The sequence below is a fragment of the Corynebacterium sp. 212_CJEI genome, assembly GCF_001055915.1.
GTDB lineage: Bacteria > Actinomycetota > Actinomycetes > Mycobacteriales > Mycobacteriaceae > Corynebacterium > Corynebacterium jeikeium_D.
The window spans coordinates 29,989-44,015 of sequence record NZ_JVPT01000022.1 but is presented as its reverse complement, the minus strand read 5'-3'; the positions used below and the strand labels follow the sequence as shown (position 1 = coordinate 44,015).

Sequence of the window (14,027 nt, the reverse complement as noted above, 5' to 3'; positions counted from 1 at the left end):
CAACTCACCCCCAAATTTTCACTTTCCCAGAAACAATTGACCGTTTTCACACACTCGGTTAACACCGCTTCAAATGCTTAAGTCCCTAAAACGGGGTTGCATGAACTGGCGTGTTCCAATCATTATGGAATAGTGACTTCTCTCCTGTGCATCCTGTTCGTTACGGCAGCGCTTGCACCATGGACGATTAAGTGGCTCGGAACCCGCGGGTTCCTCGTACTCAGCCTCCCGCTGGCAGGCGGTGCCATCTACACCGGCACCCATCTCGTTCGCTTAGCTCTAGACAATGGCAACGGGGAAACTTCCGCACTCACGCAACCCGCCGTCACGCATTTTTCGTGGATGCCCATTATCCACTTGGATGTAAACCTGCGATTAGGTCCTATTGAATCGCTCTTCGGCACGCTGGTTTTGACCATCGGCTTTCTCGTACTGGTGTACTGCTCCGGTTACTTCATCAACCCGCCACTCGGCAAACGTCGCCGCGTAGGTTCCTTCGCAGCCCAAATGATCGCCTTCGCTGCGGCGATGTACGGCCTGGTCATCAGCGACAGCATCATGCTGATGTTCGTCTTCTGGGAAATTACCTCGGTTCTGTCCTTCCTCCTGGTGGGCTACTACGCCGAGCGCGCCTCCTCCCGTCGCGCAGCAGGCCAGGCGCTCCTGGTCACGACGCTGGGTGGCCTCATCATGCTGGTCGGTATCGTTCTGATGGGAGTGACCACCGGTTTCTGGAACTTCTCCGAACTCACCGCGCCTGGCGCTCTGACAGCGGCACAGCTGGACTCCACGGCAGTATCCACGGCCGCAATCCTGCTGGTCGTTGGTGCGCTGTCGAAGTCCGCTATCGCGCCCTTCCACTTCTGGCTACCCGGTGCAATGGCCGCCCCTACCCCGGTTTCTTCCTTCCTGCATTCGGCAGCGATGGTCAAAGCCGGTGTGTTCCTGGTTGCCCGGCTCGCGCCGACCTTCAATGACACCAACGCGTGGCAGCCAATCATCATCCCGCTCGGCCTCTTGACCATGATCATGGCCGGCTGGATGGCCCTGCGCCAGAAGGATCTCAAGCTGATTATGGCGTATGGCACTGTCAGCCAGTTGGGATTCATCATCACAGTCGCGTCGATAGGCACGCGTGCGACGATGCTGGCAGCCCTGGCACTGACGCTCGGCCATGCCATGTTCAAGGCCGCGCTGTTTATGGTCGCGGGCACAATTGACAGGCTGACTGGTACGCGCGATATCCGTGAGCTCTCTGGGCTCGGTAGAAAGTCGCCGCAGTTGCTGGTGATTTCGATTCTCGCCGCTGCATCGATGATGGGTGTGCCGCCGTTCGTCGGCTTCGTCGCCAAGGAAGCTGCGCTGGAGGCCACGCTCAATGCTGATCCGCTGCATGGGATGCCGTCGGTGTTTACCACCATTGGCCTCGTCGTGGGTTCGATTCTGACCGTAGCGTACTCGCTGTACCTGCTGCGCGCCGCGTTTGCGACCAAGTCCAGCACCCACGCCAGCGGCGGTGGCACTTCCCCTGCCGTGGCAGAGATGGATTCCCCGACGTGGGATCAGATTGGCCCGGCTTGGCTGTTGGCGCTGGCAGGTTTGGTTTTCGGCCTGGTTCCCCGCGTCCTCGACTCGACTATCTCGCCCTACCTCACCAATGCCTACCCGAATGCGGAAGCAGAATCGCACCTGGCTCTCTGGCACGGTTTCACCCTTCCTCTGGCGCTGACAGCCACAATTCTGATCACAGGTGGCATCATGCACTGGCAGCGCAAACTGGTGCGTCAGCTACAGTTTGAACAGCCGGCTCTCGGTAGTGCCGATGCGCTTTACGACGGCATCCTGGACTTGGCCCGCCGTCTTTCTCTCCGTGCCACTGCTGCGACCCAGCGTGGTTCCCTTCCGTTGAATGAGGCGGTCATTTTGCTGACCCTCATCGTGCTGTCCATCGGTGCCTTGTTGCTCGGTGAGCGTGATGAGCTCCGGATGGAACTGTGGGACTCTGCACCGCAGGGCGCGGTCGCGTTGATTATAATCATCGCGGCTCTGGCCGCCACCCAACAGAAAAACAGGCTCTCCGGTGTCATCCTGGTAGGTGTGACCGGCTACGGCTTGGCCATTATCTTCGCCATGTACGGTGCACCTGATTTGGCTCTGACGCAGCTGCTGGTTGAGACGGTCTCAATGATTGTTTTCGTGTTGGTGCTGCGCACGCTCTCGCCGCGGGCACCGGCATCAAATCCGAGGTGGATACGACACCGTGCATGGCTGGCCATCGCAGTCGGTGTCACTGTCCCAGTGTTGGCCGCCTACGCTATGGGCTCCCGTCGTACTGAGCCAATCTCCGGCGACATTCCGCCGCTAGCTCACGATATTGGGCACGGCCAGAATGCGGTCAACGTACTTCTTGTCGATATCCGCGCCTGGGATACCTTCGGTGAAATCACCGTGCTGGTGATGGTGGCGCTGGGGATTACCTCGCTGGTATTCCGCACGCACACGATGCACATGCGCTCAAAGATTAAGCCACAGCGGAATCGTGCTCGCCGCAACACCCGCTGGTTGAACACCATCGATGAGTCCGGTGAAGCCGAGCGGTTGCGCTACCCAATCATGGTTCTGGTGGCATCGCGCGCGCTCTTCCCCGCCATGATGGTGGTTTCCATCTACCTCTTCTTCGCCGGCCACAACGATGTCGGTGGTGGCTTCGCAGGTGGCCTCGTGGCTGCGCTGGCACTGACCATGCGTTATCTCATCGGTGGGCATCGTGAACTGGCAGCAACTCTGCCAATTCCTACCGAGGTACTTCTCGGCGGCGGTCTGCTGGTGTCGGCTCTTAGCGCCGTATGGCCACTGTTCGTGGGTTGGGCTCCGCTGACTTCCTGGTACGGCTCGCGGGAAATTCCGCTGCTCGGCGACGTCACCGTTGTCTCCCCTATGCTCTTTGACCTGGGTGTGTACATGATTGTCGTTGGCACGATTGTCTACATCCTGCGCAGTTTGGGCGGCGGCATCGATGCTCAGATAAACCTTCGCGCTGAGCGTGATCGTTCACGTCGTGTGAATCGAGCCGCACTCGGCCAGTCCCGCCAGCTGCGTAGCAAGTTGGCGGCGGCTAAGCCCGCAGGTGTTAAGTCCGCAGGCGTTAAACCTGCCGGCACTAAACCCGCAGGCACTGCCAACACAGCCACCTCGGAGGCCTCAGAACCGACAGCCCCAGCTAGGACCGAAGGAAAGGACACTCACCAGTGATTCTCAATTTTGTTCTGCTAGCTACTGTCGGCACGCTGATCGCCACAGGGGTGTACCTGTTCCTCGATCGTTCGTTGACCAGGATGCTCATGGGGCTGTTGCTGATGGGCAACGGTATCAACCTGCTCATCCTGCTTGGCTCTGGTGCACCGGGGCAACCACCGATCTGGGATAGAGAATCGCTAGTCAGCGATGCCCAGGCCGACTCGCTGCCTCAGGCCTTCATCCTCACCGCGATTGTTATCTCTATGGGCATGACCGCCTTCCTGCTGGCCCTGCTCTATCGCCAGCACCGCTACCACATCGGCGATCACGTGCAGGATGACCACGAAGACCGCAGTCTGGCACTGCGTCGCGCCAGCGACCCGTCGGCTGCTCCGGATCACGACAAGTCCGACGACCCCACCACCGGTCGTCCCACGGAGGCCGGAGATAACTTCGGTCCGGTCTGTTTCGAAAAGCCTGTTACCCCACCATCCAACACCCCAGGAGGTGACGACGATGACGACTGAGCAATTAATCCTGGCGCTAATCCCGCTTCCTATCATCGTCCCCGCCGCCACCGCCGCAATTGCTCTGCTGCTGGCACGTTTTCCCAAAGCACAGCAGGCGATCACGCTGTTTTCACTCGGCAGCCTGCTGGGAGTCGCCAGCGCACTGGTGTATCTCATCTACGCGCACGGCATCCACACGGTCCAGGTGGGCGGCTGGGACGCACCAATCGGCATCACGCTCGTGGCCGACAACCTCGCCGTGCTGATGATTACCGTCTCTCAGCTGGTCCTCTTTGCCGTGATGTGGTTCGGCATCGGCCAGGGTATTAGCGATGGTGACGAAGATGAGCCGATCTCCGTCTTCGTTCCGACGTACATGTTGCTCAACATGGGTGTCTCGATGGCCTTCCTGGCTGGCGACCTGTTCAACATGTATGTCGGTTTCGAGGTTCTGCTCGTAGCCTCCTACGTGCTGCTCACGCTGGGGGCCTCGTCGTCACGCACTCGCGCAGGCGTGTCGTATGTGATGGTCAACATGCTGTCCTCGATGGTGTTCCTGCTGGCGATTGGCCTGGTTTATCAAGCGGTCGGCACGGTGAACTTCGCGCATATTTCTCTGCGTATGGAGGACATCCCCGATGGCACCCGCACCGCAATCTTCGCAGTGTTGCTCGTTGCCTTCGCGGTGAAGGCGGCGGTGTTCCCGCTGTCGGCATGGTTGCCAGACTCCTACCCCACCGCACCGTCCATGGTCACCGCAGTCTTCGCGGGTCTGCTGACGAAGGTGGGTGTCTACGCGATCATCCGCACGCGCAGTGTCGTCTTCCCCGACGGCAGGCTTGACGACGTCCTGATGTGGGCCGGCCTAGCGACAATGCTCATGGGCATTCTCGGCGCCATGGCCCAAAATGACATCAAACGTCTCTTGTCATTTACGCTGGTGTCCCACATCGGATACATGATCTTCGGTATTGCCGTCGGCAATACGCTGGGGCTCGGCGGCGCAATCTTCTACATTGTCCACCACATTCTGGTGCAGACGGCGTTGTTCCTGGTGGTCGGGCTTATCGAACGCCAGGCGGGCTCGTCCTCCCTGCGCAGCCTGGGTGGCCTGGCCAAATCCTCGCCGCTGCTGGCGCTGCTATACCTTGTGCCCGCGCTCAACCTCGGTGGTATCCCACCGTTCTCAGGCTTCCTGGGCAAGGTCATGCTGATTGAGGCGGGTGCCCAAGACGGCTCCGCCACCGCGTGGATTCTGGTTGCGGGTTCGATTATCACCAGCCTGCTGACCCTCTACACCATGATTCTCGTCTGGTCGAAGGCCTTCTGGCGTGACCGTTCCGATGCCCCCGAGGGTGACACCGTGCTGGCGCAACCAGCTGCACTCCGGGAAAGGACGCAGATGGTCGCTATCGCAGATCGTGATGACGTCGGCCGGATGCCACTCGGCATGGTGATGCCGACGGCCCTACTGGTGATTGCCTCTGTGGGCGTGACTCTTCTGGCCGGACCGCTGTCCAATGTGGCTACCGAAGCGGCGAGCAACGTCGCGAATGTTGATGACTACCGCGCGGCAGTTCTCGGTATCGAATCGGCCGATGACAAGGGACTGGAGCAGCTGAAGAACCCAGGCCGCACCAAGAGCCCGTGGGAGTCGGACCCGGTGACCGAACATGCCACCAGCACGTTGGAAGGAGCAGGTGAAAGCTCATGAGTAAAGCTCGCGCCAAGGTGGCCGCAAAACGACCACCGCGTATTTCAATCCTGCTGTTCCTGTTCACGCTGATTATTTGGGTCATGCTGTGGGGCGAAGTGACATTTGCCAATGTACTTTCGGGAATCCTGGTAGCCACGTTGCTCAACCTCGCCATGCCTATCCCGCCAAACAGCGCGCTGGACATCAACTTCGGTGGCATGGTGCGACTGTTCGGTTCCTGGACAATCGACTTTGTGAAGGCCTCAATCAGTGTCTCCTGGCTGGCCATCCGACGAGCTGATCCACCACCGACGGCCATCATCAAGGTCCCTATGCGCACCAATGACGATATTTCGCTCACGACTGCAATGGCACTGATTAACTTGCAGCCGGGCGGAATCATCGTGGACATCGACAAGCGGGAAAAGACGCTGACCATGCACATTCTCGACGCGTCGTCGACGAGCAAGGTAGCCGAGCAAATCAACCAGCTGACTCGAATCGAGCGTCGGGTTATTCGGGCGTTTGAAAACCGCGATGTCAACGAGCAACCGACCAAGTCGGTGCCAAGTGACAACCAGGTGAGCAGCGACAAGAGCAGCGAGAAGAGCAGCGAAAGGAGTAGCCGATGAACCCGGAAGTTTTTAACACTCTGCTCGGAGTGGCTGCCGCAGGCTATTTCATTGCGGTGATGATTACCCTCGGGCACATGATTGCCGGTCCAAACTCGCTGGACCGCCTGGTGGCGCTGGAGTCGACGACTGCAATGCTGCAGGGCATGCTCGCTGCGTTCATGGCCTGGAGCTTGGACACTTCGGTGGTCTACCCAATGCTCATCATTGCGCTGCTCGGTTTCCTGTCTTCGCTGGCGGTCGCCAAGTTCCGTGTTCCGGATGACGGAAAGCAGCCCGCAAAGAGCTCCCGGAAGGGTGCGACGAAAGCAGCCGGAAAGGTCGCCACAAAGAAAACCGCACAGAAAGCGGCGCCTAAGGCAACACCGACAACGGCTCCGAAAACAGCGAAGGGAGAGTCCAAATGATTCTCGTGGCAGACATTATCGCCATCACACTGATTCTCACCGGAATGCTACTGTGCGTTGCAGCGTCCGTGGGATTGATACGCTTCCGCGACACCATCAGTCGGATGCACGCATCCTCCAAGCCACAAACACTGGGGCTAATTTTGACGCTGTCGGGCTCGCTTGTGCACGTCGCCACGCACGCGTCAGCTCACACAACTACTAGCAGTGACTTGGCTCTGTTGACCCTGATTATCCTGTTTGCTCTGGGTACATCGCCGATTGTTAGTAACCGCGTTGGCCACGAGGCGTTCAAGGAGAGGCTCGTCGACGAGGACAGCCTGGCCCGCGATGACAGCCGGGAATAACGAGAGGACAATGGCCTTAAGTTACTGGCTGAGTTTATGACAAAGTGACTAGGTTTATGCACCTCAAAAGTGCTATAAGCCTAGTCACTATTTTTGTCTAGGCACACACCGCTTAACGACGGCTAGTCGCTCACCTGCTCGTGGAAATCTGCAGGCGCTATCGGATGCCCGGCGCGCAGTTCCTGCACTGCAAGATCCACAGCGGCCCGCCACGGGGTGTGGCCAATGCGCTCTTCGTTCGCTCGTACGTCGTCCTCGGTAGCCATGGAAGGCAGCGCCCCGGCCGCATCCGCCACAGTGCGCTGACGCTCGTATGCCGCGCCCATTTCCACGATGTTGTTGATGAATTCCAGTTCGGCTCGGCAGCCCAGTTCGTCGGCAAGCGGGGCGAGCTGAACCACAAGCTCACGGAGTTCATCGCGAACCCACCGCTCGTCGGTATCGCGATTGACGATGACCAACGCGTCCATCCCGTAACGAGCGGCGCGCCACTTGTTTTCGGCGATGTGCCAGGACTGCAGTGACGGTAGTTCCTCGCCAGCCTCCCACATGCGGTCGTAGTAAACCGTCAGGCAGTGCGTCAATGCCACGATAGCGGCGAGTTCCTGCAGGTTAGAGGTGGCGTCGGCGACACGAATCTCAATGGTGCCGTACTTTGATGCCGGGCGGATGTCCAAGTGCATCGAGCCGGTGTGGTTGATGACGCCGGAGCGGGACTGGTCGTGCATGTAGGACTCCCACTCGGGCCACGTGTAAATCGCCGGCGGCTGACCCGCGGTGGGAAGCTGCTGGTAGAGCAGGCTTCGGTTGGAAGCGTAACCCATATCCTCGCCGTTCCAGGCCGGTGAGGAGGCAGACAGCGCCAACATGTGCGGCAGCTTCGTTGCCAGAGCCTGAATGATCGGCCAAACGCGTTCGGAGTCTTTAATGCCTACGTGGACGTGGACTCCCCAGATAATCATCTGGTTCCCCCACCACTGAGTGCGGTTGATAATTTCGGAGTAGTGCCCCTTGGCACTGACCTGCTGAGCAGTACCGCGGGCGAACGGATGCGAGCCCGATGACCACACATCCACCCCAACGCGGTCAGCGGCGTCGAGAACCATATCCAGCTGGCTTTGGAGCTCCGCTACGGCATCGGGCACGTTCATGTGCACACCGGTGACGAGCTCCACGGTGTTGGCGAGGAACTCGCGCTGGAGCCCATGCCCGGGATGCTCCGCATCGATGATGTCGAGCACCTCGGCGGCAGCGGGGGCGGTGTCGCGCGTTCGTCGGTCAACGAACGCCACTTCCCATTCCACTCCCAGAGATGGCTGCGCCGATCCGGAAAATTGCTCAGTCATACCGCTATTTTTTCACACTAGGAGTCGTTTTCCTCAGTGGGCTCCGTCCAGGTGACGGTTTTTGCGCAGGAGGCAAGGTCACCGTTGGAATCGACAAGCGCAACTGTGGTGAAACTGTCCTCGTCCACCTTGGACGGCACGTTCCAGACATCTGCATTCCGTTTGTCATCGACGTGCACTTCACCGATAACACCCAACCCCTCAGCTGCGGGACTGCCTATGCCACTGCAGCCAGATGCACCGCGCGCCTGCACTGTGTACTTACCCTTATCCAAGGTAGTGAACTGACCTTTTTCGTCGGAAAGACCCATCCACCCCTTGGCACTCATGACCTGGACAGTTGCCAGCATTTTCATTGATCCGTCGTCGTTTGTGCGGATGAAGTTATAGGCGCTGACTCGCTCGGTCAGCTTCGGTGCAGCCGGATCTACGCTCACTGGCGCAGTGCTTGACGACGCGTCCGCGTTCCCGTCCTTGTTGCTGCTGGATTCAACCCCTGAGCAGGAAACCAACAGTGTTGCAGCACAACCCAACGCGGTGGCGACAGCAACGCGACGACGCATTACGGCGAACATAAAAACCTCACAGACCTCACTGGCTACTAGCAGAATACTAGTACCCCTTTTTCAGCCGTGATCTGTTTGAGACTGCAAAATATGCAAAAGCCCCGCCTAAGCCATGAAATGTGTGGCTTACGCGGGGCTTGGGAAGCTATGGGGGGGGCTTCGTACCACGGCGGCAGGTCTTGACGCCTAGGCCGCAGACCTTAGTGAGAGACCGAAGTCCGGTGGGCCGGGAGTCTAGTGAGCCGGGTCAGTGGCGACCACGACGATTCCCGCCGGAGCGTCCCGGAGACGGTCATCGCGAGGTGCGGCTTCCCAACCGTTGTCGTGCGCGATCTGCTCAGCAGCGGCCTTTTCCTCTTCGTTCCTCGGGTCGAAGTAGACGGTGGTCTTCTCCCACACACCCATCTTCTCTTCAGGAGCGTTGCCGGTCTCGCCGGCACCCCAGCCCTGCTCACCCATCTGCTTGGACAGGTCATCGGCAAGGCCCACGACCTCAGAGTTGTTCAGGACACTGACCTTGACAGTCTTGCGGTCAATCTGTGGCGCTTCGTTGGCCTCATCCTGTGCCGGCGGATTCTCCGCGGGAGGAACCGGTTTGCCTGGCTCATTTGCCGGCGGCGGCAGGACCTCGCCGTCACCATCTCCAGCAGCACCATCCTTTGCCGGATCACTGCCGTTGGCCGATTCAGCAGGCGCACCAGAGTCAGCCGGAGCGGATGCCGAGGTGTCATTCTGGCCGGTGTTCTCAGCATCGTCGCCACGCGTGCTGAGTGCGTAGGCACCGTAGGCGACCAGGCACACGCCGATAGCGAGCAGCACAATAGCGAGAACACGCATGTAGCGGCCATCACCGGCACCGTCGCCGATGTCGCCGTCATCAACACCATCAGCAGCTGCGGAATTGCTAGCAGCAGCCCGAGAGCCAGCACCGGTAGTGGCGGCAGCGGTGGCACCAGCAGCGGCTGCGCCAGCGGCCGGAGCCGCAGATCTGGGAGCTGCGTGTTGAGCATCCGACGGCTCGGAGTACGCGTGAGCGCCGCCAGCGGCGGGAGCCTCCGCGTAATCGCTGTACTCATCGAAGTCGTCGTAGTCGTCATCGAGTCGATGACGGCCCGGACGCGGCGAATTCTGAGGGTTTAGTTGGTCAGACACATCCCACATCCTATATGTTCTGCCGCCGAACCGTGAAGTGAAACTTGAACCTTATGCGTCGTGGTTGTCCCGCACGGCGCGCAGCCGATGAACCAACACGGGTTCGGCTGCTTCGGCTGCTGGAGAGTCGAGAAGTCGCGAAAGTACCTGGTGGTAGCGGATTGTGTTGTTGCCGAAGTCCTCGGCAAAGCGACGTCGAATTGCCTCCTGTCGCGCACCGGCCATACGCGGTCCACGGCGGGCAACTTTCAGCCATTCTTTCTCAAAATCCAGCATTTTCTGAGCCAAAACGGGTTCAATGCCGCTGGTATCACCCACGAGTCCGAGATGCTCGGATGAGTCAAGCCGCCGCTCGGCCTCAGGTTCGTGGCTGCCACCTATGGGCTCCTTGCTCACCACTTTCCGCACCCCGCTTTCCTTCTCGCTCGCCCTGATCCTCTATTCTGCACGACACTGTCTATGCAGATACTTAGTGAAGATACATCGTCAGATCTAGCCACCCAGCCTCACCTACGCCCCACCTACAACTCCCTGACACAACTCAGGCATCACCAGGCGATTTAGAAAACATGGACGCCGAGTAGAATCAGCGGCATGACTATCCGTCCCATTGTGATTGCCGGAGACCCCGTTCTCCACACTCCTACCCAGCCGGTGACCGAGGATGTCTCCGAGCTGCGTGAGCTCATCGAGGACATGTACGAAACCATGGACCGCGCCCACGGTGTGGGGCTGGCTGCCAACCAGGTGGGTGTCGGCAAGCGCCTGTTCGTCTACAACTGCCCCGATGACGACGATGTCTGGCACCGCGGCTGCGTCATCAATCCGGTGCTGACCACCAGTGAAATCCCGAAGACCATGCCTAACGACGACGGCTCCGATGACGAAGGCTGCCTCTCTGTACCCGGCCTGTCCTTCCCCACCAACCGCGCGGAGAAGGCTGTCGTCACCGGTCTGGATGAAAACGGCGAAGAGGTTCGCATCGAGGCCACCGGTTTCTTCGCCCGCTGCATGCAGCACGAGGTCGGCCACCTGGACGGGTTCCTCTACACCGATTGCCTCACCGGTCGTTGGAAGCGCATGGCCAAGAAGGAAATCAAGCGCGCCGGTTGGACCGAGAGCGGCCTGACCTGGATGCCGGGCGTGGATCCGGATCCGTTCGGCCACGAGGATTAAATCGTGGCGGATAGGCAATTGGAGTCGTCGGCAAGCGAAAATGCAGCACAGAAGCTCCCGATTTCCCGCTGGGGTGTCGGTGAAGTGGCGGTGGGACGTCGTGTCATTGTGCGGCGCGCGCTAACCGATGAAGAGGCGCTGGCCAGCGGCAAGAAGACTACGGACGTCATTGGGCACGTGCTCAGCATGGATCCGTTCGTCGTGCGACCGCAGGTTCGTGCCGGTGTGCGTGCCGACGAGTCCGTGGCAGCGGTGAACTTTAGCGATAAGCACATTTTGATTGTGAAGGCTCTACCGGATCATCCGGTGCGCAATTCGGATATTCGCGCCGTGGAAACTGCGACCGCAAAGGCCTTCCCGGGTATCGCGCACGTGGTGGAGTCGGGCTGGCTACTGCGTGCGGGCGATGGCATCACGGAGCGTTCCAACTCCGCGCTGCCGCTCGAACCCGGAGCCAGCACTCAGCCGGTGCCGTTGGAGAAGATTAAGTCGTTTTACAATTCCCACGATTTGCCGGTGCGGATTGCGATTCCGGATAGAATCGCCAAACCTGCACAGGCGCTGGTCGCGGGGCCGGAGTGGACGGTCGGGCCGGACATTGTGGTTATGACGCGCTCACTCGATGGGGATTTGCCGCCTGCTGAATTGGCAGCTGAATCGAACAGTAACGAGTTGGCAGACGTGCAGGTGGACATCGCTGATCAGCCTGACGACGACTGGCTGGAGCTCTACCATTTCCGCGGCACTACACTGCCCGAGCATGCGCTGCAGTTCCTGCGCAATGAAATTGATGGCCGCATGTGTTTCGGGCGGCTCCAAGTCCCTGATGACAGTGCACTTGAGGGCATGCGCACAGTAGCTATTACGCGCGGCACGCTGACCGAATCGGAGGACGGCCGCGTGTGGCTCGGATTCTCCGCCGTGGAAGTCGCAGCCGATATGCGCCGCCGAGGACTTGGCACCCTACTGGGAATTCAGATGATGCACTGGGGTGCGCAGCACGGGGCAGATTCTGCATATCTGCAGGTATTGGGCTCGAATGAGGCTGGCATTGCGCTGTACCGGACGCTCGGTTTTACCGAGCACCACCGGCACCGCTACGCGGAGCTGACAGGGGCTTAGGCCTCGGGGCTCACGTTTCGCCCCTTCCCCGCTCACCCTGATGATCGCGCTACTTCCCGCGCTTAACCCGCTTAGTCCGCTTCAGCTGCTTGCCCTGCTGCTCTTTGCTGCCCATGCGATTGTCCATGCGGCGCTGTCCGCGCTGCAGCTCGCGCGTCTCCGGCTTTTCCACCACTCGAGTGCGAACCGAGAGTTCATGACGACCTCTCCCCAGCGGATCGCGTGAGGCAGCCATCGCAATCCAGCCAGCCAGGCCCACAGAGACAAACCAACCGGCGACCGGAATCATCGACGGCAGAATCCAGGCATTGCGCACAAAACCATCGCGGGCTGAAACTGGCATCCCGTGTGCACCTTCAATTTTCATGCCCATGGCGTGCTTACCCGGAGAACCGTCGAAGATGGAGTCTCCCGCCACGCGGTAGAGGTAAAAACCACCGGGACCGAGGAAGAGGCTGATCAGCATCACCATTACGCCGCTGTCCGATGTCCCCGCGATGCTAGCGAGAACTGCAATAGAGGCAATCAACGCAGTGTAGATGACAGAATCCACCAGCAGCGCACCACCACGACGCACCACAGGGGCATTGGCCAGATTGGGGTCGAAGCCCAGGTGTACTGCCATTTGAGCGGTCAGCGGTGCAACTTTGGGGTTAGTGCTGAGCTCACCGAAGGAAGACACCCCGTAGCTAGCGGGGTACCCGCTCTCGTAGCCGACCGGAATGTTTGCTACCGGATATGGCACATCCTGGTACGGCATTGCCGCACCGTACGCCGCATATGTGTCGTGCTCCCGATAAGCATTCCTGCCACTACTACTCAGGTAATCCGCCGGACTGTACTCGCCGCCGTAACGGCGATCGTCCCAGTTAGCCAACCTCGAAACTCCCTTTCCTACCGGGCTTCCGCCCATCTAGTCCGCTTTTGTCCGCCTATTTTGTCACTGCTTTATTCAACGCATGAGGCCGCCGTTTCGTTCCCCTTTTACAATCGTTGATATGCGAATCTGTGTCTGGAACGTCAATTCGGCTCGAACCCGCCTCGACCGAATGGTGGAAATGCTGCGCCGGAATGACATTGATGTCCTGGCCGTCCAGGAAACCAAGTGCAGGGACGACCAATTTCCCACCGCTGCTTTTGAAGAGCTGGGATACCAAGTCGCCCACCACGGCCTGAATCAGTGGAATGGCGTTGCCATCATCTCCCGCGTCGGCCTTGAGGACATCCAGGCAGGGTTCCCCGGTCAGCCCGGTTTCAACAAGGACCCCGACGCAACTCCCGCATTGGAGGCCCGCCATATCGCTGCTACCTGCGGTGGCGTGCGCATCAACAGCCTCTACATCCCGAACGGCCGCGACATCACCGACCCGCACTTCGAGTACAAGCTCGAATTTTTGGAGCGGCTCCGTCAGCACATCATCGCCACGCTTGACGACGACCCGGAGGCCACCTTCATGATGGGCGGCGACTTCAACATCGCCCCGACCGACGGCGATGTCTGGTCAATGGCAGCCTTCGCGGGGAAAACACATGTCACACCACCTGAACGCGCAGCTTTCTATGCGCTGGAGCAGGCGGGTATGAAGGAAGTAACTCGCCAATTCACTCCAAACCAGTGGACCTACTGGGATTACAAGGCTGGCCGCTTTTTCAAGGATGAGGGCATGCGCATCGACTTCCAGCTCGCCTCCCCCGCCCTCGCGGCAAAGGCGTCCGCCGGATTCATCGACATCGAAGAGCGTCAGGGCAAAGGCGCATCCGACCATGCTCCGGTGATTGTGGATTACGAAGTGTAGATAAACGCGGCGGAAAAGCGCGTAGGCCTAGTTCCTACTAG

General features: G+C 59.6%; 14 protein-coding genes. 9 read left to right on the top strand and 5 right to left on the bottom strand.

Features of this window, described 5'->3' with window-relative positions; all coding sequences use genetic code 11:
- Positions 1–129 precede the first annotated feature (129 nt).
- Genes ADB02_RS01845 through ADB02_RS01820 form a run of 6 tightly spaced genes read left to right on the top strand, consistent with a single transcriptional unit; the run spans position 130 to position 6,828 of the window.
- Positions 130–3,252, top strand: a complete 3,123-nt coding sequence (locus ADB02_RS01845) for a Na+/H+ antiporter subunit A (protein WP_049189497.1) — start codon at positions 130–132, stop codon at positions 3,250–3,252.
- Complete coding sequence (locus tag ADB02_RS01840) at positions 3,249–3,764, top strand: Na(+)/H(+) antiporter subunit C (protein ID WP_016421505.1); 516 nt, start codon at positions 3,249–3,251, stop codon at positions 3,762–3,764. The genes ADB02_RS01845 and ADB02_RS01840 overlap by 4 nt, the downstream gene beginning before the upstream one ends.
- Complete coding sequence (locus ADB02_RS01835) at positions 3,754–5,460, top strand: Na+/H+ antiporter subunit D (RefSeq protein ID WP_049189492.1); 1,707 nt, start codon at positions 3,754–3,756, stop codon at positions 5,458–5,460. Before ADB02_RS01840 ends, ADB02_RS01835 begins: the two co-directional genes overlap by 11 nt.
- Entirely contained in the window at positions 5,457–6,074 is a 618-nt protein-coding gene (locus tag ADB02_RS01830) for a Na+/H+ antiporter subunit E (RefSeq protein ID WP_049189491.1), read from the top strand. Before ADB02_RS01835 ends, ADB02_RS01830 begins: the two co-directional genes overlap by 4 nt.
- A complete protein-coding gene (locus tag ADB02_RS01825; protein WP_049189490.1) occupies positions 6,071–6,481 on the top strand; it encodes a monovalent cation/H+ antiporter complex subunit F in 411 nt (136 codons plus the stop codon). Before ADB02_RS01830 ends, ADB02_RS01825 begins: the two co-directional genes overlap by 4 nt.
- Complete coding sequence (locus ADB02_RS01820; RefSeq protein WP_016421509.1) at positions 6,478–6,828, top strand: monovalent cation/H(+) antiporter subunit G; 351 nt, start codon at positions 6,478–6,480, stop codon at positions 6,826–6,828. Before ADB02_RS01825 ends, ADB02_RS01820 begins: the two co-directional genes overlap by 4 nt.
- A gap of 122 nt (positions 6,829–6,950) precedes the next feature.
- Here the strand turns inward: ADB02_RS01820 and ADB02_RS01815 are convergent, their stop codons facing one another.
- From ADB02_RS01815 to ADB02_RS01800, 4 genes are all read right to left on the bottom strand, one after another.
- Positions 6,951–8,174 carry a glutamate--cysteine ligase gene (locus tag ADB02_RS01815; RefSeq protein ID WP_049189489.1) on the bottom strand — a complete coding sequence of 408 codons (1,224 nt, stop codon included), beginning with the start codon at positions 8,172–8,174 and terminating at the stop codon, positions 6,951–6,953.
- 17 nt (positions 8,175–8,191) lie between these two features.
- Positions 8,192–8,749, bottom strand: coding sequence for a hypothetical protein (locus ADB02_RS01810; protein WP_049189488.1), 558 nt, complete (start codon positions 8,747–8,749; stop codon positions 8,192–8,194).
- Positions 8,750–8,974: 225 nt separating this feature from the next.
- On the bottom strand, positions 8,975–9,901 hold the full coding sequence (locus ADB02_RS01805; protein WP_241482372.1) for a LytR C-terminal domain-containing protein: 927 nt from the start codon (positions 9,899–9,901) through the stop codon (positions 8,975–8,977).
- A gap of 42 nt (positions 9,902–9,943) precedes the next feature.
- Positions 9,944–10,288 carry a DUF3263 domain-containing protein gene (locus ADB02_RS01800; protein ID WP_239392993.1) on the bottom strand — a complete coding sequence of 115 codons (345 nt, stop codon included), beginning with the start codon at positions 10,286–10,288 and terminating at the stop codon, positions 9,944–9,946.
- A gap of 198 nt (positions 10,289–10,486) precedes the next feature.
- Between ADB02_RS01800 and ADB02_RS01795 the strand changes: the two genes are divergently transcribed.
- Positions 10,487–11,068 carry a peptide deformylase gene (locus ADB02_RS01795; protein ID WP_049189486.1) on the top strand — a complete coding sequence of 194 codons (582 nt, stop codon included), beginning with the start codon at positions 10,487–10,489 and terminating at the stop codon, positions 11,066–11,068.
- 3 nt (positions 11,069–11,071) lie between these two features.
- Positions 11,072–12,190 (top strand): N-acetylglutamate synthase, CG3035 family, encoded by a 1,119-nt coding sequence (locus ADB02_RS01790; protein ID WP_080969549.1) that lies wholly within the window; start codon positions 11,072–11,074, stop codon positions 12,188–12,190.
- A 49-nt stretch (positions 12,191–12,239) separates the two neighbouring features.
- Here the strand turns inward: ADB02_RS01790 and ADB02_RS01785 are convergent, their stop codons facing one another.
- Positions 12,240–13,067 (bottom strand): RDD family protein, encoded by an 828-nt coding sequence (locus ADB02_RS01785; protein ID WP_241482369.1) that lies wholly within the window; start codon positions 13,065–13,067, stop codon positions 12,240–12,242.
- A 121-nt stretch (positions 13,068–13,188) separates the two neighbouring features.
- On the opposite strand from ADB02_RS01785, the gene ADB02_RS01780 reads away from it, so the two are divergent.
- On the top strand, positions 13,189–13,986 hold the full coding sequence (locus ADB02_RS01780) for an exodeoxyribonuclease III (protein ID WP_049189484.1): 798 nt from the start codon (positions 13,189–13,191) through the stop codon (positions 13,984–13,986).
- Positions 13,987–14,027: the final 41 nt, after the last annotated feature.

Excerpts from the sequence above, each read along its gene's own strand:
- ADB02_RS01820 (WP_016421509.1), top strand. The coding sequence starts at position 6,478 with ATGATTCTCGTGGCAGACATTATCGCCATCACACTGATTCTCACCGGA.
- ADB02_RS01825 (WP_049189490.1), top strand. The coding sequence starts at position 6,071 with ATGAACCCGGAAGTTTTTAACACTCTGCTCGGAGTGGCTGCCGCAGGC.
- ADB02_RS01805 (WP_241482372.1), bottom strand. The coding sequence starts at position 9,901 with ATGTGGGATGTGTCTGACCAACTAAACCCTCAGAATTCGCCGCGTCCG.
- ADB02_RS01815 (WP_049189489.1), bottom strand. The coding sequence starts at position 8,174 with ATGACTGAGCAATTTTCCGGATCGGCGCAGCCATCTCTGGGAGTGGAA.
- ADB02_RS01835 (WP_049189492.1), top strand. The coding sequence starts at position 3,754 with ATGACGACTGAGCAATTAATCCTGGCGCTAATCCCGCTTCCTATCATC.
- ADB02_RS01810 (WP_049189488.1), bottom strand. The coding sequence starts at position 8,749 with ATGTTCGCCGTAATGCGTCGTCGCGTTGCTGTCGCCACCGCGTTGGGT.
- ADB02_RS01795 (WP_049189486.1), top strand. The coding sequence starts at position 10,487 with ATGACTATCCGTCCCATTGTGATTGCCGGAGACCCCGTTCTCCACACT.
- ADB02_RS01830 (WP_049189491.1), top strand. The coding sequence starts at position 5,457 with ATGAGTAAAGCTCGCGCCAAGGTGGCCGCAAAACGACCACCGCGTATT.
- ADB02_RS01780 (WP_049189484.1), top strand. The coding sequence starts at position 13,189 with ATGCGAATCTGTGTCTGGAACGTCAATTCGGCTCGAACCCGCCTCGAC.